This window comes from Streptomyces sp. NPDC005706 (assembly GCF_040631045.1).
In the GTDB taxonomy this organism is placed as follows: Bacteria; Actinomycetota; Actinomycetes; order Streptomycetales; family Streptomycetaceae; genus Streptomyces.
Window position 1 is genome coordinate 24,706 of record NZ_JBEXYS010000025.1, and the last position, 22,975, is coordinate 47,680.

The 22,975-nt window shown below is 72.1% G+C and carries 20 protein-coding genes; 12 read left to right on the forward strand and 8 right to left on the reverse strand.

From position 1 onward, the window contains the following. Nucleotides 1–19: 19 nt before the first annotated feature. Nucleotides 20–1,558, reverse strand: a complete 1,539-nt coding sequence (locus ABZ478_RS29470; RefSeq protein WP_359553905.1) for a gamma-aminobutyraldehyde dehydrogenase — start codon at nucleotides 1,556–1,558, stop codon at nucleotides 20–22. Between the two features lie 212 nt (nucleotides 1,559–1,770). Here ABZ478_RS29470 and ABZ478_RS29475 point away from each other — a divergent pair, with 212 nt between their 5' ends. Further along, entirely contained in the window at nucleotides 1,771–2,334 is a 564-nt protein-coding gene (locus ABZ478_RS29475; RefSeq protein WP_359553907.1) for an NADAR family protein, read from the forward strand. A 37-nt stretch (nucleotides 2,335–2,371) separates the two neighbouring features. Here ABZ478_RS29475 and ABZ478_RS29480 read toward each other — a convergent pair whose 3' ends face one another. After that, a complete protein-coding gene (locus ABZ478_RS29480) occupies nucleotides 2,372–3,154 on the reverse strand; it encodes a DUF4190 domain-containing protein (RefSeq protein ID WP_359553908.1) in 783 nt (260 codons plus the stop codon). Between the two features lie 197 nt (nucleotides 3,155–3,351). On the opposite strand from ABZ478_RS29480, the gene ABZ478_RS29485 reads away from it, so the two are divergent. Both ABZ478_RS29485 and ABZ478_RS29490 read left to right on the forward strand, forming a co-directional pair. Continuing rightward, nucleotides 3,352–4,434 (forward strand): adenosine deaminase, encoded by a 1,083-nt coding sequence (locus tag ABZ478_RS29485; RefSeq protein WP_359553910.1) that lies wholly within the window; start codon nucleotides 3,352–3,354, stop codon nucleotides 4,432–4,434. 101 nt (nucleotides 4,435–4,535) lie between these two features. Beyond that, entirely contained in the window at nucleotides 4,536–5,222 is a 687-nt protein-coding gene (locus ABZ478_RS29490; RefSeq protein WP_359553911.1) for a glycerophosphodiester phosphodiesterase, read from the forward strand. A 51-nt stretch (nucleotides 5,223–5,273) separates the two neighbouring features. Here the strand turns inward: ABZ478_RS29490 and ABZ478_RS29495 are convergent, their stop codons facing one another. Beyond that, nucleotides 5,274–5,801, reverse strand: a complete 528-nt coding sequence (locus ABZ478_RS29495; RefSeq protein ID WP_359553912.1) for a hypothetical protein — start codon at nucleotides 5,799–5,801, stop codon at nucleotides 5,274–5,276. Nucleotides 5,802–6,011: 210 nt separating this feature from the next. Here ABZ478_RS29495 and ABZ478_RS29500 point away from each other — a divergent pair, with 210 nt between their 5' ends. Beyond that, entirely contained in the window at nucleotides 6,012–8,411 is a 2,400-nt protein-coding gene (locus ABZ478_RS29500) for an excinuclease ABC subunit UvrA (RefSeq protein ID WP_359553913.1), read from the forward strand. A 185-nt stretch (nucleotides 8,412–8,596) separates the two neighbouring features. Further along, entirely contained in the window at nucleotides 8,597–9,634 is a 1,038-nt protein-coding gene (locus ABZ478_RS29505) for an acyltransferase family protein (protein WP_359553914.1), read from the forward strand. On the opposite strand, the gene ABZ478_RS29510 is transcribed toward ABZ478_RS29505, so the two are convergent. Together ABZ478_RS29510 and ABZ478_RS29515 are read right to left on the reverse strand one after the other, a co-directional pair. Beyond that, nucleotides 9,631–10,818: a spermidine/putrescine ABC transporter substrate-binding protein gene (locus tag ABZ478_RS29510; RefSeq protein WP_359553916.1), complete on the reverse strand. Its 1,188-nt coding sequence runs from the start codon at nucleotides 10,816–10,818 to the stop codon at nucleotides 9,631–9,633. The two genes, ABZ478_RS29505 and ABZ478_RS29510, sit on opposite strands and share 4 nt — an antisense overlap. 214 nt (nucleotides 10,819–11,032) lie before the next feature. Continuing rightward, on the reverse strand, nucleotides 11,033–12,472 hold the full coding sequence (locus tag ABZ478_RS29515; RefSeq protein ID WP_359553918.1) for a gamma-aminobutyraldehyde dehydrogenase: 1,440 nt from the start codon (nucleotides 12,470–12,472) through the stop codon (nucleotides 11,033–11,035). A 205-nt stretch (nucleotides 12,473–12,677) separates the two neighbouring features. Here ABZ478_RS29515 and ABZ478_RS29520 point away from each other — a divergent pair, with 205 nt between their 5' ends. The 7 genes from ABZ478_RS29520 to ABZ478_RS29550 all read left to right on the forward strand — a co-directional run bounded on the left by ABZ478_RS29520 (nucleotide 12,678) and on the right by ABZ478_RS29550 (nucleotide 19,418). Further along, nucleotides 12,678–13,199 carry an Lrp/AsnC family transcriptional regulator gene (locus ABZ478_RS29520; RefSeq protein ID WP_359553919.1) on the forward strand — a complete coding sequence of 174 codons (522 nt, stop codon included), beginning with the start codon at nucleotides 12,678–12,680 and terminating at the stop codon, nucleotides 13,197–13,199. Next, the gene (locus ABZ478_RS29525; RefSeq protein WP_359553920.1) at nucleotides 13,184–14,566 is read left to right on the forward strand and encodes an aspartate aminotransferase family protein; all 1,383 of its coding nucleotides are present in this window, start codon (nucleotides 13,184–13,186) and stop codon (nucleotides 14,564–14,566) included. Before ABZ478_RS29520 ends, ABZ478_RS29525 begins: the two co-directional genes overlap by 16 nt. 208 nt (nucleotides 14,567–14,774) lie before the next feature. Further along, nucleotides 14,775–15,515: an ATP-binding cassette domain-containing protein gene (locus tag ABZ478_RS29530; RefSeq protein WP_359553921.1), complete on the forward strand. Its 741-nt coding sequence runs from the start codon at nucleotides 14,775–14,777 to the stop codon at nucleotides 15,513–15,515. Further along, entirely contained in the window at nucleotides 15,497–16,873 is a 1,377-nt protein-coding gene (locus ABZ478_RS29535) for a hypothetical protein (protein WP_359553922.1), read from the forward strand. Before ABZ478_RS29530 ends, ABZ478_RS29535 begins: the two co-directional genes overlap by 19 nt. 111 nt (nucleotides 16,874–16,984) lie before the next feature. Beyond that, nucleotides 16,985–17,392, forward strand: a complete 408-nt coding sequence (locus ABZ478_RS29540) for a VOC family protein (RefSeq protein ID WP_359553924.1) — start codon at nucleotides 16,985–16,987, stop codon at nucleotides 17,390–17,392. Nucleotides 17,393–17,437: 45 nt separating this feature from the next. Beyond that, nucleotides 17,438–18,565: an LOG family protein gene (locus ABZ478_RS29545; RefSeq protein ID WP_359553925.1), complete on the forward strand. Its 1,128-nt coding sequence runs from the start codon at nucleotides 17,438–17,440 to the stop codon at nucleotides 18,563–18,565. 160 nt (nucleotides 18,566–18,725) lie between these two features. Further along, nucleotides 18,726–19,418 carry an LAETG motif-containing sortase-dependent surface protein gene (locus ABZ478_RS29550; protein ID WP_359553927.1) on the forward strand — a complete coding sequence of 231 codons (693 nt, stop codon included), beginning with the start codon at nucleotides 18,726–18,728 and terminating at the stop codon, nucleotides 19,416–19,418. A gap of 76 nt (nucleotides 19,419–19,494) precedes the next feature. On the opposite strand, the gene ABZ478_RS29555 is transcribed toward ABZ478_RS29550, so the two are convergent. Genes ABZ478_RS29555 through ABZ478_RS29565 form a run of 3 tightly spaced genes read right to left on the reverse strand, consistent with a single transcriptional unit; the run spans nucleotide 19,495 to nucleotide 22,940 of the window. Next, nucleotides 19,495–20,292 carry a maleylpyruvate isomerase family mycothiol-dependent enzyme gene (locus tag ABZ478_RS29555; protein ID WP_359553929.1) on the reverse strand — a complete coding sequence of 266 codons (798 nt, stop codon included), beginning with the start codon at nucleotides 20,290–20,292 and terminating at the stop codon, nucleotides 19,495–19,497. A 24-nt stretch (nucleotides 20,293–20,316) separates the two neighbouring features. Beyond that, a complete protein-coding gene (locus tag ABZ478_RS29560; RefSeq protein ID WP_359553930.1) occupies nucleotides 20,317–21,339 on the reverse strand; it encodes an ABC transporter ATP-binding protein in 1,023 nt (340 codons plus the stop codon). Beyond that, nucleotides 21,339–22,940, reverse strand: a complete 1,602-nt coding sequence (locus ABZ478_RS29565) for an iron ABC transporter permease (protein WP_359554000.1) — start codon at nucleotides 22,938–22,940, stop codon at nucleotides 21,339–21,341. Before ABZ478_RS29565 ends, ABZ478_RS29560 begins: the two co-directional genes overlap by 1 nt. Between the last annotated feature and the right edge of the window lie 35 nt (nucleotides 22,941–22,975).

Here is a 22,975-nt window from a genome sequence, read left to right on the forward strand (position 1 = left end):
CTGGTCCGGCCTGTCGTTGCTAGCGGTCCCCGAACACGGTGCGGTGCCAGTCCTTCCTGGCGACCGCGGTGTTGTCCAACATGACGTGCTTGACCTGCGTGTACTCCTCGAACGAGTACGCGGACATGTCCTTGCCGAAGCCGGAGGCCTTGTAGCCGCCGTGCGGCATCTCGCTGATGATCGGGATGTGGTCGTTGATCCACACACAGCCGGCCTTGATCTCGCGGGTGGCGCGCCCGGCCCGGTAGACGCCGCCGGTCCAGGCGGAGGCGGCCAGGCCGTACGGCGTGTCGTTGGCCAGCCGGATGCCCTCGTCATCACTGTCGAACGGCAGAACGACCAGCACCGGGCCGAAGATCTCGGACTGGACGATCTCGCTGTCCTGGGCCGCGCCGGTGACCAGGGTGGGCCGGTAGTACGCGCCCTTGCCCAGGTCCCCCTGCGGGGCCTCACCGCCGGTCACCACGCGCGCGTAGCCGCGCGCCCGGTCCACGAAGCCGGCGACCCGGTCGCGCTGGGCGTGCGAGACCAGCGGGCCGAGGTCGGTGCCGGGCGCGAACGGGTCACCGAGCCGTACGGTCTCCATCAGCGCGGCCGTCCGCTCCACGAAGGCCTCGTACAGCGGTCGCTGCACGTACGCCCGCGTGGCGGCCGTGCAGTCCTGGCCGGTGTTGATGAGCGCGCCGGCGACGGCTCCGTTGGCGGCCGCTTCCAGGTCGGCGTCGTCGAAGACGACGAAGGGCGCCTTGCCGCCCAGCTCCAGGTGGAGGCGCTTGACGGTGGCGGTGGCGATCTCGGCGACCCGCTTGCCGACGGCGGTGGACCCGGTGAAGGACGTCATGGCCACGTCGGGGTGGCCGACGAGGTGTTCGCCCGCCTCCCGGCCGGTCCCGGTGACGATGTTGATCACACCGTCCGGTATGCCCGCGTCCGTGGCGGCCTGCGCGAACAGCAGCGAGGTGAGCGGGGTCAGCTCGGCGGGCTTGAGCACGACGGTGTTGCCCGCGGCGACGGCCGGGAGGATCTTCCAGGCGGCCATCTGCAGCGGGTAGTTCCAGGGCGCGATCGACCCGACGACACCGATCGGCTCGCGCCGGACGTACGACGTGTGGTCACCGGAGTACTCACCGGCCGCCTGCCCCTGCAGATGCCGGGCCGCGCCGGCGAAGAAGGCGGTGTTGTCGACGGTTCCCGGCACATCGAACTCACGGGTGAGCTTCAGCGGCTTCCCGCACTGCAGGGACTCTGCGCGGGCGAACTCCTCGGCGCGCTCCGCGAGCACGGCGGCGAACCGGTGCAGGGCGTCGGAGCGCTCACCGGGGGTGGCGCCGGCCCAGGCCGGGAAGGCCTCGCGCGCCGCGGCGACGGCCGCGTCGACGTCGTCGGCGCCGGCCAGGTCGTAGGTGTACACCTCCTCACCGGTGGCCGGGTCGACCACGGTGTGGGTACGGCCCGAGGTGCCCTTCGTCAGCCGGCCGGCGATGAACTGCGCGCCGTCCGCGAGGCGGTCCTGGGCGGGAAATCGTTCCGGGATGGCGGTGCTGCCCGGGTTGTGCATGTCGCTCTCCTCCGCCGTTCGTCCCGTCCCCCGAAGGGGTGGGTGGCGTAGCTCCAGCTCGATTTGAGTGCCGATCCTGACAGAGCAAGTGGACTCCAACAAGTGATTCCGTTGTTGCCTTTTGGTTACGCGACGAAATCTGTCGACCAGGTGTCGAGTCGGCGCCGAAAAGGGCGGACGGAGTGTCAGTGGTGCGTGCCACACTCGCGTGCATGGGGAAGATCGACGGGATGGAAGCCCTGATCAGGGAGGTCCGGGCGGGAGCCGGGGTCAGGTACCTGCACTTCTGGGGGCACCGGCCGCTGCCGGACGGCCGGATCGGCGCGAGCTGTCTGAGCCAGTGGTGGCCGTCACCCTTCGCGGTGGAGGGCGTCGGCTACGCGACGGCCGAGCACTGGATGATGGCGGAGAAGGCGCGGCTGTTCGGGGACGCGGAGGCGGAGCACCGGGTGCTGGCGGCGGAGCATCCCGCCGAGGCCAAGAAGGCGGGGCGGCTGGTCCGCGGTTTCGACGAGGCGATATGGGAGCGGGAGCGCTTCCGGATCGTGGTCGAGGGCAGTGTGCACAAGTTCGCCGCGCACGCCGGTCTGAGCGCGTTCCTGCGCGGCACCGGCGACCGGGTCCTGGTGGAGGCGAGCCCCGTTGACCGGGTGTGGGGCATCGGCCTGGCGGCCGGAGACGAGGCGGCGTCGGATCCCGAGCGTTGGCGGGGGCCGAATCTGCTGGGGTTCGCGCTGATGGAGGCGCGCGAGCGGCTCGCCGCGTCCGCGCGCTGAGCGCCGGGCGGCCCGGCGGGGCCGCCCGGGGCCGGGGTCAGCCCCGCGTCAGCACGGGTGCCGGCACCCGGGGCGCGGAGTTGTAGTACGGGTCGTCGTAGTCGCTGTCGTGCTTCTTGTCCTCGTTGATGGCCATCCCGATGGCGAACGCCAGGAAGCCGACGATGGCGAGGCCGATGATGATCCCGATGATGCCCGTGATGAAGCCGGCCTGGGCCTGGCCGTGGTTGGTGGCCTCGCCCCGCTCGGCCCGCTTCTTGCCCTTGACGCCGAGCACCACGGCTATGACGCCGAGCACGATGGACACCACGCCGTAGAGGCAGAACAGGCAGATGGACAGGATGCCCAGCACCATCGCCGCGGTGCCCATGCCGTTCTGCGGGCCCATCGGCATGCCGGGCCAGCCGTAGCCCTGCTGCGGGTAGGCGGGGTAGCCGTAACCGCCCGGAGCGGCGGGGCCCGGGCCGCCGGGCGCGGCCGGCGGGGGTGGCATGGCGGACTCGGTCCAGCCTTGGGCCGGTGGCGGCGGCGGTGCGGGCGGGCCGTAGCCCGGCGCCCCGAAGCCGGGGCCCGGCGCGGAGATCATGGTGGCCTGGTCGTGCACGGACGGCTGCGGCGCCGGGGGCTGCTGCGGGACGGCGGCCGGGGGCTGCTGGGCCTGACCGGGCTGCTGGTCCTGCACGGGGGGCTGCTGCGCGGGGGGCTGCTGCCCGAACGCGCCGGGCTGCGGGCCCTTCTCCAGCGAAGGCTTGCTCTCGGGCGGCGCCCACGGGTCGAAGCCCCCGCCCCCGCCTGCGCCCTGCTGTCCCTGGTCCGCCACGTCCCCGCCCCTCCATCGATGGTCAGGCCATGGTAAAGCGTCGGTTCCGCGGCCCCGCGCCGGGTCGCCGTTCCCACCGGCGGCCGGGGCGCCGCCTGCGGCCCGGCCTACGATGACCCCCGGATCACCGATCAGCCGATCACCCGCGCCCGGACCACGGACCTCGGTCCGCGGGCGCCGTTCCCGGGGAGGAACCCTTGACCGACCGCAGCGCCGCATCCCGCTCGGTACCCGCCGCGGGCACGCCCGACCGCGATCTGCACGCTTTCATCGCCGGACTGCCCAAGGCCGAACTGCACGTCCACCATGTCGGCTCCGCCTCCCCGCGCATCGTCTCCGAACTGGCCGCCCGCCACCCCGACTCCAAGGTCCCCACCGACCCCGAGGCCCTGGCCGACTACTTCACGTTCACGGACTTCGCGCACTTCATCGAGGTGTACCTGTCCGTGGTGGACCTCATCCGCACGCCGGAGGACGTCCGGCTGCTGACCTACGAGGTGGCCCGCGACCTGGCCCGGCAACAGGTGCGGTACGCCGAGCTGACCATCACCCCGTTCTCCTCGACCCGGCGCGGCATCGAGGAGACGGCCTTCATGTCGGCGATAGAGGACGCCCGCAAGGCGGCCGAGGCCGAGTTCGGGACCGTGCTCCGCTGGTGCTTCGACATCCCCGGCGAGGCCGGTCTGGAGTCCGCCGAGGAGACCGCCCGGCTGGCCACCGACGACCGGATCCGCCCGGAGGGCCTGGTGTCGTTCGGGCTCGGCGGGCCCGAGATCGGCGTACCGCGCCCGCAGTTCAAGCCGTACTTCGACCGCGCCATCGCCGCGGGCCTGCACTCCGTCCCGCACGCCGGCGAGACGACCGGCCCGGAGACGGTCTGGGACGCGCTGACCGAGCTGCGCGCCGAGCGCATCGGGCACGGCACCAGCTCGGCACAAGACCCCCGGCTGCTCGCCCACCTCGCCGAGCACCGCATCCCGTTGGAGGTCTGCCCGACCTCGAACATCGCCACCCGCGCGGTCGCCACCCTGGACGAGCACCCGATCAAGGAGTTCACCCGGGCCGGAGTGCTCGTCACCATCAACTCCGACGATCCGCCGATGTTCGGCACCGACCTCAACAACGAGTACGCGGTGGCCGCGCGCCTCCTCGAGCTGGACGAGCGCGGGCTGGCCGGGCTGGCGAAGAACGCCGTCGAGGCGTCCTTCCTGGACGCGGCGGGCAAGGCGCGCGTCGCGGCGGAGATCGACACCTACACCGACGCCTGGCTCGCCCCCTGAAGCCCTGACCGAAGCCCTGACCGAAGCCGCGGTGTCCGGGGCATCGCCTCGGACCCCGCCTGAAGCGCTGCCCCTGGGGGACGCCCCCCACAATGGGGGCCATGCAGACCGTGACCGCCGTGGCCCACCGCGGCGCCCCCTACCGCTTCCGTGAGAACACCCTCGACTCGCTGCGCTGCGCGTCCGGCCTGGGCGCGGACGCGGTCGAGATCGACGTACGGCTCACCCGTGACGACGTCCCCGTGCTGCTGCACGACGAGACGCTGGAGCGGCTGTGGGGGCACCGCCGGCCGCTGCGCTCGCTGTCGGCCGCCGAGCTGACCGGGCTCACGGCCGGCGGGGTGCCGACGCTGGAGCAGGCGCTGGCCGCGACGGACGGCGGCCGGGTGATGGTGGACCTGTGCGGCCGGGTCGACCGCCGGACCGTGCGGGCGGTCTTGGACGCCGTCCGGCAGAGCGGGGCCGGCGACCGGGTGTACTACTGCGCGGGCGCCGAGGCCATGCTCGCCGTACGGGCCGCCGATCCGGCCGCCGAGATCGCCCTGACCTGGACGACGATCGCCCCGCCCCGGCCCGCGCTGCTGGCCGCCGTGCGCCCCCGCTGGCTCAACTACCGCTTCTCCCTGGTCGACCGGGACCTGGCGGCCCGCGTCCACCGCGACGGATACCTGCTGTCGGTGTGGACCCCGGACACCCGCCGCTCCCTGCGCCGGCTGCTCGACCTGGGCGTCGACTCGATCACCACGAACCGCGTGGACGCGCTGCACGCACTGCGCAACGGCGGCTGACCCCGGTGGTCGGCCCCGGCGGCGGGCCGCGGGGGCCGGCCACGGCGCGAGTCAGCCGGCGGGCACCGCCACGGCGGCGGCCGGCCCGGTGAGCGCCTCGAGCCGCTTGATCCTCCGGCGCACGACGTACAGCGGCAGGACGCCGAACACCCCGAAGGACATGTCGATCAGCGTCCACCAGAAGGGGATCCCGCGGACCGGCCCGCACACGAGGGCGAGCGGGATGATCCCGGCGCAGGCGATCATCCCGAACTCCACGACCCAGATGTTGCGCACCGGGTCGCGGTAGGGGCCGTAGAAGGCGACCGCGATGACGAGGTGCGCGAAGGCCAGCCAGTCCGTGCCGTACAGCACGAACGGGTACTCGGCGTCGACGGCGTCGAGCCCCTCGCGCACCCGGGTGATCCAGTCCATGAGCCCTGGCAGCAGTTCGGGCACGGACAGCGCGCGAAGTCCGCTCTCCGTCCAACGCAGTTCGTGCACCAGCGGAAAAGCGGTGGCCCCGCTGAGCACGAGGCACACGACGAAGAGAACCAGCCAGACGCGGATGCCCCGGAGCAGGGCGGCTCTGTCACTCATGGCAGGAGCGTACCCGCCATTTGAACGTGTTCAAAACTACTTCCGGGCGAGAATTCGGCCGACCGGTCAGGAATCGAGAAGCGCCGGGCCGGGGCGCGCGGCTAGCGTGCTGCCTGGACCGAGCCGGGCGATCGAGCCGAGGGACCGAGCCGGGCGATGCCAGAGGGAACCGCGCGGGCGGCGCCCCCGACGGATGGAGACACGAAGAGCATGGCCACGAGCACGGACGCCACCCAGCCGCCTGCGCCGCACGTCGCCGACAGCCACGGCCTGATCCGGGTGCACGGAGCGCGCGAGAACAACCTCAAGGACGTCAGCATCGAGCTCCCCAAGCGCCGGCTGACGGTGTTCACGGGTGTCTCCGGCTCGGGCAAGAGCTCACTGGTCTTCGACACCATCGCGGCCGAGTCTCAGCGGCTGATCAACGAGACGTACAGCGCCTTCGTACAGGGCTTCATGCCGGCCCTCGCCCGGCCCGAGGTCGACGTGCTCGACGGGCTCACGACCGCGATCACCGTCGACCAGCAGCGGATGGGCGGCGACCCGCGCTCCACGGTCGGCACCGCCACCGACGCCAACGCGATGCTGCGCATCCTCTTCAGCCGGCTCGGGCGGCCGCACCTCGGCTCGCCCAAGGCGTTCTCCTTCAACGTGGCCTCGATCAGCGGAGCGGGCGCGGTCACCGTGCAGCGCGCCGGGCAGGCCGTGAAGGAGCGCCGCAGCTTCAGCATCACCGGCGGCATGTGCCCGCGCTGCGAGGGCCGGGGCACGGTCTCCGACATCGACCTCACCCAGCTCTACGACGACTCCAAGTCGCTGAGCGAGGGGGCGCTCACCGTCCCCGGCTACAAGGCGGGCGGCTGGAACCACCGGCTCTACAGCGAGTCGGGCCTCTACGACCCGGACAAGCCGATCAGCAAGTTCACCGAGAAGGAGCTGCGGGACTTCCTGCACCACGAGCCGACCCGGATGAAGATCGCGGGCATCAACATGACCTACGAGGGTCTGATCCCGCGGATCCAGAAGTCGATGCTCGCCAAGGAGCGGGAGGCGATGCAGCCGCACATCCGGGAGTTCGTGGACCGCGCGGTCACCTTCACCACCTGCCCCGACTGCGCGGGCACCCGGCTGAACGAGGGCGCCCGGTCGTCGAAGATCGGCGGGACCAGCATCGCCGACGCCTGCGCGATGCAGATCAGCGACCTGGCCGCATGGGTGCGCGGCCTGGACGAGCCGTCGGTGGCGCCGCTGCTGGCGAAGCTGGGGCAGACCTTGGACTCGTTCGTCGAGATCGGCCTCGGCTACCTCGCCCTCGACCGGCCGGCGGGCACGCTGTCGGGCGGCGAGGCGCAGCGCGTGAAGATGATCCGCCACCTGGGCTCCTCGCTCACCGACGTCACCTACGTCTTCGACGAGCCCACCGCGGGTCTGCACCCGCACGACATCCAGCGGATGAACGAACTCCTGCTGCGGCTGCGGGACAAGGGCAACACGGTGCTCGTCGTGGAGCACAAGCCGGAGCTGATCGCGATCGCCGACCATGTCGTCGACCTCGGCCCCGGCGCCGGCACGGCGGGCGGCACCGTCTGCTTCGAGGGCACCCTCGACGGCCTGCGGACCAGCGGCACGCTGACGGGCCGGCACCTCGACGACCGGGCCGCGGTCAAGAAGACGGTGCGCAGGCCGACCGGCACGCTGCAGGTCCGCGGGGCGTCGGCGAACAACCTGCGCGACGTCGACGTCGACATCCCGCTCGGGGTGCTCACCGTCGTCACCGGTGTCGCCGGGTCCGGCAAGAGCTCCCTCGTGCACGGCTCGATCCCGGCCGGCGCGGGCGTGGTGTCGGTCGACCAGACCCCGATCCGCGGCTCACGGCGCAGCAACCCGGCGACGTACACCGGGCTGCTCGACCCGATCCGCAAGGCCTTCGCCCAGGCCAACGGGGTCAAGCCGGCCCTGTTCAGCGCCAACTCCGAGGGCGCCTGCCCCACCTGCAACGGCGCCGGCGTCGTCTACACCGACCTGGCGATGATGGCCGGTGTCGCCACCACCTGCGAGGAGTGCGAGGGCAAGCGGTTCGAGGCGTCGGTCCTGGAGTACCACCTCGGCGGCCGCGACATCAGCGAGGTGCTCGCGATGCCGGTCTCCGAGGCCGAGGAGTTCTTCGGTGCCGGCGAGGCACGCACCCCGGCGGCGCACCGCGTCCTCACCCGGCTCTCCGACGTGGGGCTCGGCTACCTCACCCTCGGCCAGCCGCTCACCACCCTCTCCGGCGGCGAGCGCCAGCGCCTGAAGCTGGCCACCCACATGGGGGACAAGGGCGGCGTCTACGTCCTCGACGAGCCCACCTCCGGCCTGCACCTCGCCGACGTCGAGCAACTGCTGGGCCTGCTCGACCGGCTCGTCGACTCCGGCAAGTCGGTCATCGTCGTCGAACACCACCAGGCGGTCATGGCACACGCCGACTGGATCATCGACCTCGGCCCCGGCGCCGGCCACGACGGCGGCCGAATCGTCTTCGAGGGCACCCCCACCGACCTGATCACCGCCCGCTCGACCCTGACGGGAGAGCACTTGGCGGCGTACGTCGGCGACGACGGGAAGAACTGAGCTCTCCCGTCAGGCCCATGCGCGGTGCGGCTCCCGCTCCCGCTCGCGCTCCCGTCCGCGCGTTTACCGTGCCCGGGAGCGGTGAGACGCACGGAATGCCGCACTCCGAGGCCAGGACGACGGCCGCCGACGCGAGACCGACCGGCGACGGTGCCGCACGGGTGTCCGCCACGGTGCCCGCACGCGTGCCGCGAACCGATCGCGAACCGCCCGCGCGGCGGGACGCGTTCTTCGACAACGCGAAGTACCTGGCGATCGTTCTGGTCGCGCTGGGGCACGTCTGGGAGCCGCTGCGGTCAGGGAGTCGTGCGGTCAGCGCGCTCTACATGTTCGTCTACGCCTTCCACATGCCGGCGTTCATCGTCATCTCCGGCTATTTCTCACGCCACTTCGAGGCCAGTCCACGGAACATCAGGCGTCTCGTCACCGGCGTGGTGGTCCCCTATGTCGTCTTCGAGACGGCGTACACCTACTTCACCAGGTGGACCGACGGCGTGCCGGACCGGCCGGTCAGCCTGCTGGACCCGCTGTACCTGACGTGGTTTCTGGCCGCCCTGTTCATCTGGCGACTGATCTCCCCGGTCTTCCGGAGCGTGCGCCATCCGCTGCCACTCGCACTCGGGGTGGCGGCACTGGCGACCCTGTCCCCGTCCATCGGCAAGGATCTCGACCTGCAGCGCGCGCTGCAGTTCCTGCCGTACTTCGTGCTGGGCCTGTGCCTGAAGCCGGAGCATTTCCGGCTGGTGCGCCGCGGTCGGGTGCGCGTCCTTGCCGTGCCGGTGTTCGCGGGCGCGCTCGCCTTCGCCTACTGGGCGGTGCCCCGCATGGACGACGCGTGGCTCTTCCACCGTTCCGCCGCCGCGGCCTTCGGAGTGCCCGCCTGGTACGGGCCCGTCATGACCGTGGCACTGTTCGGCTGCTCCGTGACGCTGACCGCCTGCTTCCTCGCCTGGGTCCCCGGACGCCGTCTCTGGTTCACCGCGCTGGGCGCGGGCACGCTCTACGGCTACCTGCTGCACGGCTTCTTCGTCCAGGCCGCGAACCACTGGCACTGGTCCGACCACCGCTGGTCCCACACCTTCGCCGGCGGGATCACCGTCTCGGTGATCGTCGCCGCCCTGGTGACCGCGCTGTGCACCCCGCCCGTCCGGCGCGTCTTCCGGTTCGCGGTGGAACCGAGGATGGACCGGGCCTTCCGGCCGGCCTCCCTGGAGTCCCGCTAGAGCCCCACGATCGTGTTCCACCGCTTCGCGAGTTCCGGTCGTTCCGCGGAGGTGATGTCGCGGGCGATGGCCAGGCGTCCGCGCATCGTGGAGTCGGGGAAGATCAGCGGGTTGCCGGCCAGGGCTGCCGTTTCCTTGTCCTTGGACGCGGCCAGGACCTCCCTGGCCGCCGGGACGGGGCAGACGTAGTTGACCCAGGCGGCGAGCCTCGCGGCGACCTCGGGTTCGTAGTAGTAGTCGATCAGGCGCTCGGCGTTGGACTTGTGGCTGGCCCGGTCGGGGATCATCAGGGAGTCCGACCACAGTTCGGCGCCCTCCTCGGGGACGACGAAGCGGATGTCGGGGTTGTCCGCCTGGAGCTGGATGACGTCGCCGGAGTACGCCTGGCAGGCGAGGACGTCGCCGGTGACCAGGTCCTTGGTGTAGTCGTTGCCGGTGAAGCGGCGGATCTGGCCCCGGTGGACCGCCCGTTCCACCCGGTCGCAGACCCGGTGGAAGTCGTCCGTGGCCCACCGGGTGATGTCCACTCCGTCGCCCTGCATCAGCAGCGCGAACGCCTCGTCCAGTCCGGAGAGCAGGGTCACCCTGCCCTTCAGGTCGCTCGCCCAGAGGTCCGCCACCCCCCGGATCTCACGGCCCAGCCGGCGGCGGTCGTAGGCGATCCCGGTGATGCCGGACTGCCACGGCACCGTGGACCCGCGGCCCGGGTCGAACGCGGGCGAGCGCAGCAGCGGGTCCAGGTGCTCGGCCACGTTGGGCTGGCGGGAGCGGTCCATCCGCTGCACCCAGCCCAGCCGGACGAACCGCGCGCACATCCAGTCGCTGATGACGATCAGGTCGCGCCCGGTGCGCTGGTGGTTCATCAGCGCGGGGCTGATCTTGCCGAAGAACTCGTCGTTGTCGTTGATCTCCTCGGTGTAGTCGACGGAGATCCCGGTGTGCTTCTCGAAGGCGTCCAGGGTGGGCCGCCGGCTCGTGTCGTCGTCATCGGTGTCGATGTACAGCGGCCAGTTCGCCCAGGTGAGTCTCCGGTCGGCGGCGGACTCGTCGGTCACGGACCGGTCGCCGGGCTCGACGTAGGCGGCGGGCACCCCGCAGCCGGCGAGGGTGCCGAGCGCTGCGGCACCGGTCAGCGAGCGCAGCAGGGAACGGCGGGACGGGGCGTGCGGGAAGGTCCGGGTCACCCCGGCAGGATGCCGCCGCCGCGCGGGCAGGGGCAATTGACGGTGCGTCGAGCGGACCGGGCAGTACCCGACACCCTGTCCACCGGCGTCCGGGCCCCCGGTACACGCGCGCGGCCCCGGACTCGGAGGTGTCCCGTCCGGGGCCGGGTCGTGTCCGCGAGGTCGCGACGCAGGCGGCGTGGCTTCGCGGACACGGCCTCAGGCGTCAGGAGGCTTACGCGTCGAGCGACGTCATGACGTGCTTGATCCGGGTGTAGTCCTCGAAGCCGTACGCCGACAGGTCCTTGCCGTAGCCGGACTTCTTGAAGCCGCCGTGGGGCATCTCGGCGACCAGCGGGATGTGGGTGTTGATCCACACGCAGCCGAAGTCCAGCTTCTTGGACATGCGCATCGCACGGCCGTGGTCCTTGGTCCACACCGAGGAGGCGAGGGCGAACTCGACGCCGTTGGCCCACTCGACGGCCTGGTCCTCGTCCGCGAAGGACTGGACGGTGATGACCGGGCCGAAGACCTCGTTCTGGACGATCTCGTCGTCCTGCCTCAGGCCGGAGACGACGGTCGGGGCGTAGAAGTAGCCCTTGTCGCCGACCTGCTGGCCGCCCGCCTCCACCTTGGCGTGCGCGGGCAGCCGCTCGATGAAGCCGGCGACCTGCTTGAGCTGGTTGGGGTTGTTCAGCGGGCCGAAGAGGACGTCCTCGTCGTCCGGCTGCCCGGTCTTGGTCTCGGCGGCGGCCTTGGCCAGCGCGGAGACGAACTCGTCGTGGATGGACTCGTGCACCAGGACGCGGGTCGCGGCCGTGCAGTCCTGACCGGCGTTGAAGAAGCCCGCCACGGAGATGTCCTCGACGGCCTTGGCGATGTCGGTGTCCTCGAAGACCACGACGGGGGCCTTGCCACCCAGCTCCAGGTGGACCCGCTTGACGTCCTTGGAGGCGGACTCGGCGACCGACATGCCGGCCCGGACCGAGCCGGTGATGGAGGCCATCGCCGGGGTCGGGTGCTCGACCATCAGGCGGCCGGAGTCGCGGTCGCCGCAGATGACGTTGAAGACGCCCTTGGGCAGGATCGAGCCGAGGATCTCGGCGATCAGCACGGTCGAGGCGGGGGTGGTGTCCGAAGGCTTCAGGACGACCGTGTTGCCCGCGGCGATGGCCGGGGCGAACTTCCACACGGCCATCATCATCGGGTAGTTCCACGGGGCCACCTGGGCGCAGACGCCCACCGGCTCACGGCGGATGATCGAGGTCATCCCGTCCATGTACTCGCCGGCCGAGCGGCCCTCCAGCAGCCGGGCCGCACCCGCGAAGAAGCGGATCTGGTCGACCATCGGCGGGATCTCCTCGGAGCGGGTCAGCCCGGTGGGCTTGCCCGTGTTCTCCACCTCGGCCGCGATCAGATCCTCGGCGCGCTCCTCGAACGCGTCGGCGATCTTCAGCAGGGCCTTCTGGCGCTCCGCGGGAGTGGTGTCGCGCCAGGCCGGGAAGGCCGCGGCGGCGGCCGCCATGGCGGCGTCCACGTCCGCCTGACCGGACAGCGGCGCGGTCGCGTACGCCTCGCCCGTCGCGGGGTTGACCACCTCGGTGGTCCGTCCGTCGGCGGCGTCCCGGAACTCACCGTCGATGTAGTTGCGCAGACGACGCAGCTCGGTGCTCACTGCCGGCCTCCTGATCTGGTTCGAGGGTTCGAGCTGTCCAGCCCGGACAGCCGCTCCGGCTGTCCGAAGACTGAGACACCCCACCCTAATCGGCGCGCCCACGTTTTCAACACCCCCGTTGCCACGTGTTCTGCGAAATCCGCAAGGTTCGGACTCGTAAACAACGAATTTCATCGCGACGGCCTTGCGAAACTGTCGAGACGTCGTGCACAGTGAGGCCGTGGCCAGTCGAAGCGCAGACCAGAGGGACTCGCCCCGCGAGTCCAGGAACGGCAACAGTCCCCAGCTGGACGCCGTCTCCCTCGCCATCATCCAGCAGCTCCAGGAGGACGGCCGCCGGCCGTACGCCGCGATCGGCAAGGCCGTCGGCCTCTCCGAGGCGGCCGTGCGCCAGCGCGTCCAGAAGCTGCTGGACCAGGGCGTGATGCAGATCGTCGCCGTCACGGACCCGCTCACCGTGGGCTTCCGCAGGCAGGCGATGGTCGGGATCAACGTCGAGGGCGATGTCGAGTCGATCGCGGACGCGCTGACCGGCATGTCGGAGGTCGAGTACGTGGTGATGGCCGCGGGCTCGTTCGACATCCTCGCCGAGATCGTCTGCGAGGACGACGACCACCTGCTGGACGTCATCAACAAACGCGTCCGGGCGCTGCCCGGCGTGCGCTCCACCGAGAGCTTCGTCTACCTGAAGCTCAAGAAGCAGACCTACATGTGGGGAACCCGATAACCGTGACCGAGAAGGACCTCAGCCGCACCGCGTACGACCACCTGTGGATGCACTTCACCCGCATGTCCTCGTACGAGAACTCCCCCGTCCCGACCATCGTCCGGGGCGAGGGCACCTACATCTACGACGACAAGGGCAAGCGCTACCTCGACGGTCTCGCGGGCCTGTTCGTGGTCCAGGCCGGTCACGGCCGCACGGAGCTCGCCGAGACCGCCTTCAAGCAGGCCCAGGAGCTGGCCTTCTTCCCGGTGTGGTCCTACGCCCACCCCAAGGCCGTCGAACTGGCCGAGCGTCTGGCCGACGAGGCCCCCGGCGACCTGAACAAGGTGTTCTTCACCACCGGCGGCGGCGAGGCCGTCGAGACCGCCTGGAAGCTCGCCAAGCAGTACTTCAAGCTGATCGGCAAGCCGACCAAGTACAAGGTCATCTCCCGCGCCGTCGCCTACCACGGCACTCCGCAGGGCGCCCTGTCCATCACCGGTCTGCCCGCCCTGAAGGCCCCCTTCGAGCCGCTGGTGCCCGGCGCGCACAAGGTCCCGAACACCAACATCTACCGCGCGCCGCTCTTCGGTGACGACCCGGAGGCCTTCGGCCGCTGGGCCGCCGACCAGATCGAGCAGCAGATCCTCTTCGAGGGCCCGGACACGGTGGCCGCGGTCTTCCTGGAGCCGGTGCAGAACGCCGGCGGCTGCTTCCCGCCCCCGCCCGGCTACTTCCAGCGCGTGCGCGAGATCTGCGACCAGTACGACGTGCTGCTCGTGTCGGACGAGGTCATCTGCGCCTTCGGCCGCCTGGGCACGACGTTCGCCTGCGACAAGTTCGGCTACGTCCCGGACATGATCACCTGCGCCAAGGGCATGACCTCGGGCTACTCCCCGATCGGCGCCTGCATCGTCTCCGACCGCCTCGCCGAGCCGTTCTACAAGGGTGACAACACCTTCCTGCACGGCTACACCTTCGGCGGCCACCCGGTGTCGGCCGCGGTGGGCCTCGCCAACCTCGACCTGTTCGAGCGCGAGGGCCTGAACCAGCACGTGCTGGACAACGAGGGCGCCTTCCTGCAGACCCTGCAGAAGCTGCACGACCTGCCGATCGTCGGCGACGTCCGCGGCAACGGCTTCTTCTACGGCATCGAGCTGGTGAAGGACAAGCACACCAAGGAGTCCTTCAACGACGAGGAGACCGAGCGCGTCCTGTACGGCTTCCTCTCCAAGGCGCTGTTCGACAGCGGCCTGTACTGCCGTGCCGACGACCGCGGCGACCCGGTCATCCAGCTCGCCCCGCCGCTGATCTCCAACCAGGAGACGTTCGACGAGATCGAGCAGATACTGCGCGCCACTCTCACCGAGGCGTGGACGAAGCTCTGAGCCCCGGCGCGAGCCCGGATCATCCGACCGGATGATCAACACCGGCCCCGGTGCCGCCCGTTCGAGTGAGAACGGCGGCCCGGGGCCGTGTGCTGTCCGGGCTCCCGCGGTGGGCTGCCTAGCGTGCCAGTGACCGATCGGCCCTGCCTTCGTTCACCCGGACGAGCGATCAGGCACGGGAAAACGGATCAGAACCGAGGTGTTCGCCATGGAGGCCCCGCCGGACAACGACGTGCTCTGGGCACGCTCCCTGCAGTTCAGGCACCTGGACGGCTCCCCCGGCCTCGCCGGGGTCTCGCTGGGCGTCCGGGTGGGCGAGATCCTCGCCGTCGCCGGCCCGCGCGGCAGCGGCAAGACGACCCTGCTGCACTGCCTGTCCGGGCTCCTTCCGGTGCGCGACGGCGAGGTCTGGTTCAACAGCTCGCCGGTGCACACCATGGGCCCGGCCGCCCGCGAGCGGCTGCGCCGCGACCACTTCGGCTGGGTCGAACCTGCGCCGGTGCTGGTACCGGAGCTGAACGTCTGGGAGAACACCGCCCTGCCCCTGATGCTGCGCGGCATCGGCCGCCGGCGCGCCAAGGTGGCCGCGCTGGAGTGGCTGGAGCGCCTCGACGCCGGCGAGCACGCGCGCAGGCACCCGCGCGAGCTCCAGCAGGCCGAACGCCAGCGGGTGGCCATCGCCCGCGCGCTCGCCCCGGGGCCCACGGTCCTCTTCGCGGACGAGCCGACGGCGCCGCTGCACCGCGGTGACCGGGCGCATGTGCTGCGCACCCTCACCACGGCGGCCCGCTCGCACGGCATCACGGTCGTCCTGGCCACGCACGACGCCGACACCGCCGCTCTCGCCGACCGCACCGTCTCGCTGCTGGACGGGCGGCGGGTGCGGACCGTGCCGCTGCCGGACGCCGCGGAGACGGAAGGCCGGGCCGCGTGCTCGCTCTCCGTCTGACCCGCGCGGCCCGGCCCGCCGTACAGCTGCGCCGGCTGCTGGTGGCCGCGGCCTCGGCGGGCACCGGTTTTCTCCTGCTGTCCTCCCTCGGCTACGCGCTGGCCCACCCCGGGACACCGGGCGCCGCGGTGCCCCGGCTGGCGTGGTGCGTGGTCCCGCTCGCGGCCACGGTGTACCTCGCGCTCGCCGTGGCCCGCACGGATCCCGGCACCCGGCCGCGTCCGGGGCTGTCGGCCGTGGGGCTCGGCCCGGCGCGGCTGATGGCGGTCTCGGTCCTGACCACCGTGCTGTCCTGCGGCCTGGGTTCGCTGCTGGCCCTGCTGTTCTTCCTGCAACTGCGCGGCGACCTGGCGGGCACGCCGATCGACGGCGTGGCGGCCCGGTTCCTGGCCACGGACCGGTCGCTGCCGCTGCCCGCGGCGCTGACCCTGCTGACCCCGGTCCCCGCGCTCGCCGCCGCGGCGGTCGCCCTCGCCCTGCGCCCCCGGGACCCGCGCCCGCCGGCCGGCGCCCCGCGCGCGTTCGGCCGCTTCGGGGCGTACGGCCACTCGGCGCCCCGGGAGACGTTCGGGGCGTACGGAAGGTTCGGGGCGCGGCCGCGCACACCGGCGGCGACGCGGCAGGGCGCGGCGCGACCCCCGGCCGCCGGGGCCACCACGGCGGCGGTCACCGAGCCCGAGGTGAACGGGGCCGAGGTGAACGGGGCCGAGGTCCTGGACGCCGACGAAACCGGTGCCCTCGGCCGCCGGCCCTCCCCGGCCGCCACCCCCGCCGGTCTCCCCTGGGGCATCGCGGCCGTCGCCGCCGGGCTCGCCGTACAGGCCTACTCCGGCGGGCCCGCGGCCACCCCGGCCCTCACCCGCCTGCCCGCCGAGGCCATGGCCGTCCTGGCCGGCTGGGTCCTCACCGCCGCCGGGCTCGTGCTCGCCGCCCCCGGCCTCACCCACCTCTGCGGACGCCTGCTGCAGTCCAGCCGTCCCGGGGTCCTCCGGCTGCTGGCGGGCCGCGTGCTCATGGCGGAGGCCCCCCGGATCGGCCGGCCGCTCGGGGTGGCCTGCGCGGCCGCCTCGGCCACCTACGCCATGACCGTCCTGTACGGGGGTCCGGTCACGTCCGGGGGCCCGCTCACCGTGCTCGGGGCGCTCGTGGTCACCGGCTGCACCGTGGCGACCCTGCTGACGGCGGCCGTCGAGGCCCGCCAGTGCCGTGCCGAGACCACCGCCGCCCTGCTGCGGCTCGGCGCCCCGCCGGGAACGCTGCGCACCGCCGCCGCCCTGCGCGCGGGCGCCCTGCTGGCGCTGTTCGGCCCGCTCACCCTGGTGATCGCCCACCTCACCGCCCTGGCGTCCGCCCCGTGAGACCCCGCACCGGAGCCGGGCGGAAAAAAACCTCGCCGCCCGGCGATGAGTTCCGCCGCCGCCCGGTGTCCAACTCACGACAGCGGCGACCACAGCCCAGGGAGGCACCCCGTGTACCAGCAGATGATCTTCGTGAACCTGGCCACCGACGACGTCGAGGCCTCGAAGAAGTTCTTCACCCAGCTCGGCTACTCGATCAACCCGCAGTTCAGCACCGACGACTGCGCCTGCGTGGTGATCAGCGACACGATCGTCGCGATGCTGCTGAGCAAGCAGCGCTACGCCGACTTCACCAAGAAGGAGATCGCGGACTCCACCAGGACCAGCGAGGTGCTGATCTGCCTGAGCGCCGAGAGCCGCGAGAAGGTGGACGAGCTGGTCGACAGGGCGATCGCGGCCGGCGGCTCGGCGAGCGGTGACGCCCAGGACCACGGCTTCATGTACGGCCGGTCCTTCGACGACCTCGACGGCCACAGCTGGGAGGTCATGTGGATGGACCCGGCCGCGGTCCAGGGCTGACCCCTTCCGGCCGGGGACGCGCACACGCGCACCTAGCATGGGCGGGTGGATCAGACACCCGCCCAGCCGAACCGAGCCGCCCACGACCGTGAGATCGAGTCCCTCGCCGAGTTCGACGAGGTGGTCGCCGCGCACGGCTCACTGACCCGATTCCGCGTGCAGGCCGTCGATCTGACGCCACGCACGAAGGAGCTGCTCACCGTCGACACCGCGGGCGCCGTCTTCCTCGGCTGCCCGATGGACCCCGAAGCCGCCGCGCACGTCCGCTCGGCCGGCGCCCTGGTCTTCCCGCCGATACCGGGGCTCCCCTTCGATCCGTACCGCGGTTTCGCCTACACGCCCGACGAGTTGTTCGCATCGCTGGACGGCGGCTACGAGGCGACACCCGACGCGCGGGCCTACTCCTGGTTCCAGCGCACCAAGGCGGACGGCGACGTCTTCGCCTCGATGCTGCGCGCGATCCACGACGACTCGGTCTCCGACTCCCTGGACGAACTCCTCGCCGGCGCACGGGTGGTGGGCGTCATGGGCGGGCACGCCATGGCCCGCGGCACCGACGAGTACGCCGGTGCGGCCCGGCTGGGCCGCGAACTGACGCGCGCCGGGTTCACGGTCGCCACGGGTGGCGGACCGGGCGCGATGGAGGCGGCGAACCTCGGCGCGTACGCCGCGCCCTTCGCCGACGGCATGCTGGAGGAGGCGCTCCTGCTCCTCGCCAAGGCACCGTCCTTCCGGCCGTCGGTCACCGACTGGGCGCGGGCCGCCTTCGAGGTACGCGAACGCTGGCCCGGCGGTGGGGAGTCGGTGGGCATCCCGACCTGGTTCTACGGCCACGAGCCGCCGAACGCCTTCGCCGCGCACATCGCCAAGTACTTCACCAACGCCATCCGCGAGGACGGCCTGCTGGCCCGCTCCACCGCCGGGGTGGTGTTCCTGCCGGGCGCCGCCGGGACCGTACAGGAGATCTTCGACAACGCGACGCCGAACTACTACGAGTCCCGGGGCGAGCCCACGCCCATGGTGCTCGTGGACGAGGAGCACTGGACACGGCGGCTGCCCGCCTGGCCGCTGCTGCGGTCGCTGGCCGGGGGCCGGGCGATGGAGTCCCGAATCAGTCTGGTTGACCGGATCGAGCAGGCTCCGGAGGCGCTGAAACGTCTCCGCGGGCAATAAGCAGGCAAAGTCAACGGGCGTCGCGGGCATATGCATTGACACTTCTTATGGAACGCTTATAGACCTGTGTGTCTCTTGGGGGTGCTGGGACCACATCTCATCCATGTGTGCTCAACTCCTCCTTTACCCCCCGCAGTTATGCACTCTGTAAAGGACAAACGTGTCCATAACTCGCCGTACCGCACGTCGTTCCGTGCGCATCCTGGGCGTCGCCTCCGCCTCCGCCGCACTGGCGCTCGGTGTCGCCGGCCAGGCGCTCGCCTGCAACATCAGTGAGTTCTCCGCCGAAGCCAAGTGCGACGGCGACAAGGGCGTCATCGTCGTCACCGACGTCGACTCCTCCGGCACCCCGGCCACCGTCACGGTGTTCCGGAAGACCGACGCCGGTGAGACGCCGGTCGGGCAGCCGCAGGTGGTCAAGGGCTCCCGCGAGGGCGCCACGGTGACCTTCCAGGAGGACTGGAAGCCGAACGCGACGTACCGCATCCACGTCAAGACGGACCGGTTCAACGTCGACGCGGACATCAAGGACGGGCTGACGACCCCGGCCGAGGCCTGCAAGAAGGAGGAGTCCTCCTCCCCGAGCGCGCCGGCCAGCCCGTCGTCGAAGCCGTCCCCGTCCGCCCCGGAGGAGTCCGCCACGCCGACTCCGTCGGCGTCGGAGAGCAGCACCGCCCCGGCGGGCACCTCGGACAACGCGCCGTCTCCGGCGGCCGGTGACTCGAACCTCGCCGAGACCGGCGCCAACTCCAACACCGGCATGATCGCCGGTGTCGCCGGCGCGCTCGTCGTCGTCGGCGGTGGCGCGGTCTTCTTCGGCATGCGCCGCCGTGGGGCGAAGAACGGCGCCTGACGCCTGACTTCGCATCACCGCTCGTACAACACCGCGGCCCGTCCCCGTATCCCCGGGGGACGGGCCGCGGTCGTGCTCAGCCGAAGCTGGTCCGCTCGAGCCAGAACTCCAGCACGGCGCGCTCGCCCAGCACTTCGAGGCCGGGCGCGTCCAGCGGCAGACGCCGGTAGAAGGCGAGCAGCACCGAGGTGAGCGGGCCGCGCAGGGCGACGGTGGCCTTCTCGTGGCCGCGGCGCCAGCCGACGCCCTCCTCGCCCAGTTCGACGACCCACTCGGCGTTCAGGGCCGGACCGGTGTCCGTGGCGTGCAGGTGGATGCTGCGCCCGGGGCCGCGCAGTTCCGCCGCGGCCGGGTGAGCCTCGTTCCGCTGCACCCACTCCACGAGCTGGAGCCACTCGTCCAGCGCGTCGGCGGCGATGTCGGGCGCCACCTCGTAGGGCAGGCCCGCCGCGAGCGTGGCGTCGGCGCGGTGCACGGTGATCTCGTGCGCCATGCGCCGGGCCCAGAAGCCGGAGTCGAGGCTTCCCGCCCACGTCCACACCGGCGTGCCGGCTCCCGCCTCGCGCAGCGCGGCCACGGCCAACTCGCCGGTCTCCGCGAACCACTTGTCCAGGGCGGCCGCGTCACCCCGCTCCCGCGGTCCGGCTCCGAACGGCACTCGCTCCACCGGGATGTTCTCCCGCGCCCGGGCGCGTACCAGGGTGTCCACCCAGCGCAGGGCACCGCCCATGTGGCGCACGAGGTCTTCCAGCGACCACTCCGGACAGGTGGGCACGGTAGCGGCGAGATCGGCGCCGGAGGCCACCACGGCCCTCAACTGCTGTACCTGAAGGTCGATCTCATCGCAGTACCGGTCATGTGCGAGCAGAGTCATGCCCTCACCCTAGGCACGCGTTGATCAGCCGAGCACGACGATTTCGGCCGCGTCGAACGCGAGCCCCACCTCGGCCCCCGGCTCCGGCGCGGCCCGGAGCGCGCAGGCCGCCTCCAGGGGCGGGCCGCCGTCCCGGGGCAGCAGCCGGACGGCCACATGGGTGCCCTTGAAGGTGCGGGCGGTCACCGCGCAGGGCAGACCCTCGTCCGCCGCCACGAGCCGCACACCGGCGGGCCGGACCAGCAGCGGATGGTCACCCTGGGGTGAGCCGTCGGGGACGGGCAGCTTGCCCCAGGGGGTGTCCGCGGCGCCGTCGGAGACGGTCGCGGGCACCACGTTCTCGAAGCCGAGGAACCGGGCCACGAACTCGTCCGCGGGCCGCTGCCAGACCTCCAGCGGGGTCCCGGACTGGGCGATCCGCCCGTCCCGCATCACCACCACCCGGTCGGCCAGCGCGAACGCCTCGCCCTGATCGTGCGTCACGGCGAGCACGGTGGTGCCCAACCGGCGGAAGAGCTCACGGAGTTCGACCACGAGCCGGTCCCGGAGCGAGCGGTCGAGCTGGCCCAGCGGCTCGTCCAGCATCAGCAGCCGGGGCCGGGGCGCGAGCGCCCGGGCCAGCGCCACCCGCTGCTGCTCGCCGCCGGACAGCCCGGCCACGGCCCGCCGGGCCGCCCCCGGCAGACCGACCAGCTCCAGCAACTCCCCCACCTCGGTGTCCTGTCGCCCCTTGCCGACCCCGTGCATCCGCAGCCCGAAGGCCACGTTGCCGCCGACGTCCCGCTGCGGGAAGAGCTGGTGGTCCTGGAACATCAGGCCGACACCGCGCTTGTGCGCCGGCACGCCCGCCTGGTCCCGGCCGCCGAGCAGCACCCGCCCCGCGTCCAGCGGCTGCAGCCCTGCCACCGCCCTGAGCAGCGTCGACTTCCCGCTGCCGCTGGGGCCGAGCACACACACCACCTCGTGCTCGGCGACGTCGAGTCCGACCGCGTCGAGCACGGGCCGGCCGCCCAGGCGCACGGTCGCGGCGTCGAGGCGCAGCAGCATCAGAACTCCCCCGTCCGGTCCGTGCGCAGCCGCTCCAGGACCAGCAGCGCGGCGGCGCACACGACCATCAGAATCGTGGACAGGGCCATCGCCTGCCCGTAGTTGAGCTCCCCGGGCCGGCTCAGCAGCCGGGCCACGGCGACCGGAAGCGTCGGGTTGTCGGGCCGTGCGATGAACACGGTCGCCCCGAACTCCCCCAGGGACACCGCGAAGGCGAACCCGGCCGCGATCAGCAGCGCCCGCCGCACCAGCGGCAGGTCGACCTCCCGCCACACCCGCCAGGGCGAGGCTCCGAGCACGGCCGCCGCCTCCCTCAGCCGGCCGTCCACCGCCCGCAGCACGGGCAGCATGGTCCGCACCACGAAGGGGGCGCCGACCAGCGCCTGGGCGAGCGGGACGAGGACCCAGGACTGTCTGAGGTCCAGCGGGGGCCGGTCCAGGGCGATCAGGAAGCCGAAGCCGACGGTGACGGCGGAGACGCCGAGCGGCAGCATCAGCAGCGCGTCGAAGCCGCGCACCAGCCGACCCGCGTCCCGGCGGGCCAGCGCGGCGGCGGCGAGGCCCCCGACGGCCAAGGCGATCGCGGTGGCGGCGACGGCGTACTCCAGGGAGGTCCACACGGCGTGCAGCGGCGCCACCAGGAAGGTGCCGCCGTCGGCGTCGGTCAGCGCCCGGTAGTAGCCGAGGCCGGGCGCGTCCAGGGAGCGCTGCACGAGGACGGCGAGCGGCAGCACGAGCAGCAGCGCCACGGTGAGCAGGACTCCGGCGAGCAGCACCCACTGCCCGGCGCCGCGTGGCCGGCGGGCGGTCACCTTCGGGTCGACCAGGCGCAGTGCGCTCTCGCGCCGCCGTACCGTCCAGGCGTGCACGCCGAGGATCGCGCCCACCGCGACGAACTGGACGAGGGTCAGGACGGCCGCCGTGGAGAGGTCGAAGACCTCCGAGGTCTGCCGGTAGATCTCCACTTCCAGGGTGGAGAACGTGGGGCCGCCGAGGATCTGCACCACACCGAAGGAGGTGAAGGTGAACAGGAAGACCATCAGTGCGGCGGCGGCCACGGCGGGCGCGAGGGCGGGCAGGGTGACCTTCCGCCACGCCGTCAGCGGTGAGGCGCCCAGCATCCGCGCGGCCTGCTCCTGCCGGGGGTCGAGCTGGGCCCACAGCCCGCCGACGGTCCGTACGACGACCGCGTAGTTGAAGAAGACGTGCGCCAGCAGGATCGCCCACACGGTGGTGTCCAGCCGTACGCCCCACAGGTCGTCGAGCAGCCCGCCGCGTCCGACCAGCGCCAGGAACGCCGTGCCCACGACGACGGTCGGCAGCACGAACGGGACCGTGACGACCGCCCGCAGCAGTTGTCTGCCGGGGAAGTCGAAGCGGGCGAAGACATGGGCGGCGGGCAGCGCGAGCAGCAGGGTGAGCGCGGTGGAGGCGAGCGCCTGCCAGGTGGTGAACCACAGCACGTGCCCGATGTCCGGCTGGGTGACGACGTCCGCCACCCGCCCGAACCGCCAGCCGCCGTCCGCCTTCAGCCCGCGCGCCACGATCGCGGCGACGGGCCAGGCGAAGAACACCGCGAAGAACGCGACGGGCAGGGCCATCAGCCCCAGCCGCGCCGCGCTCCCGCGCGCGGTGC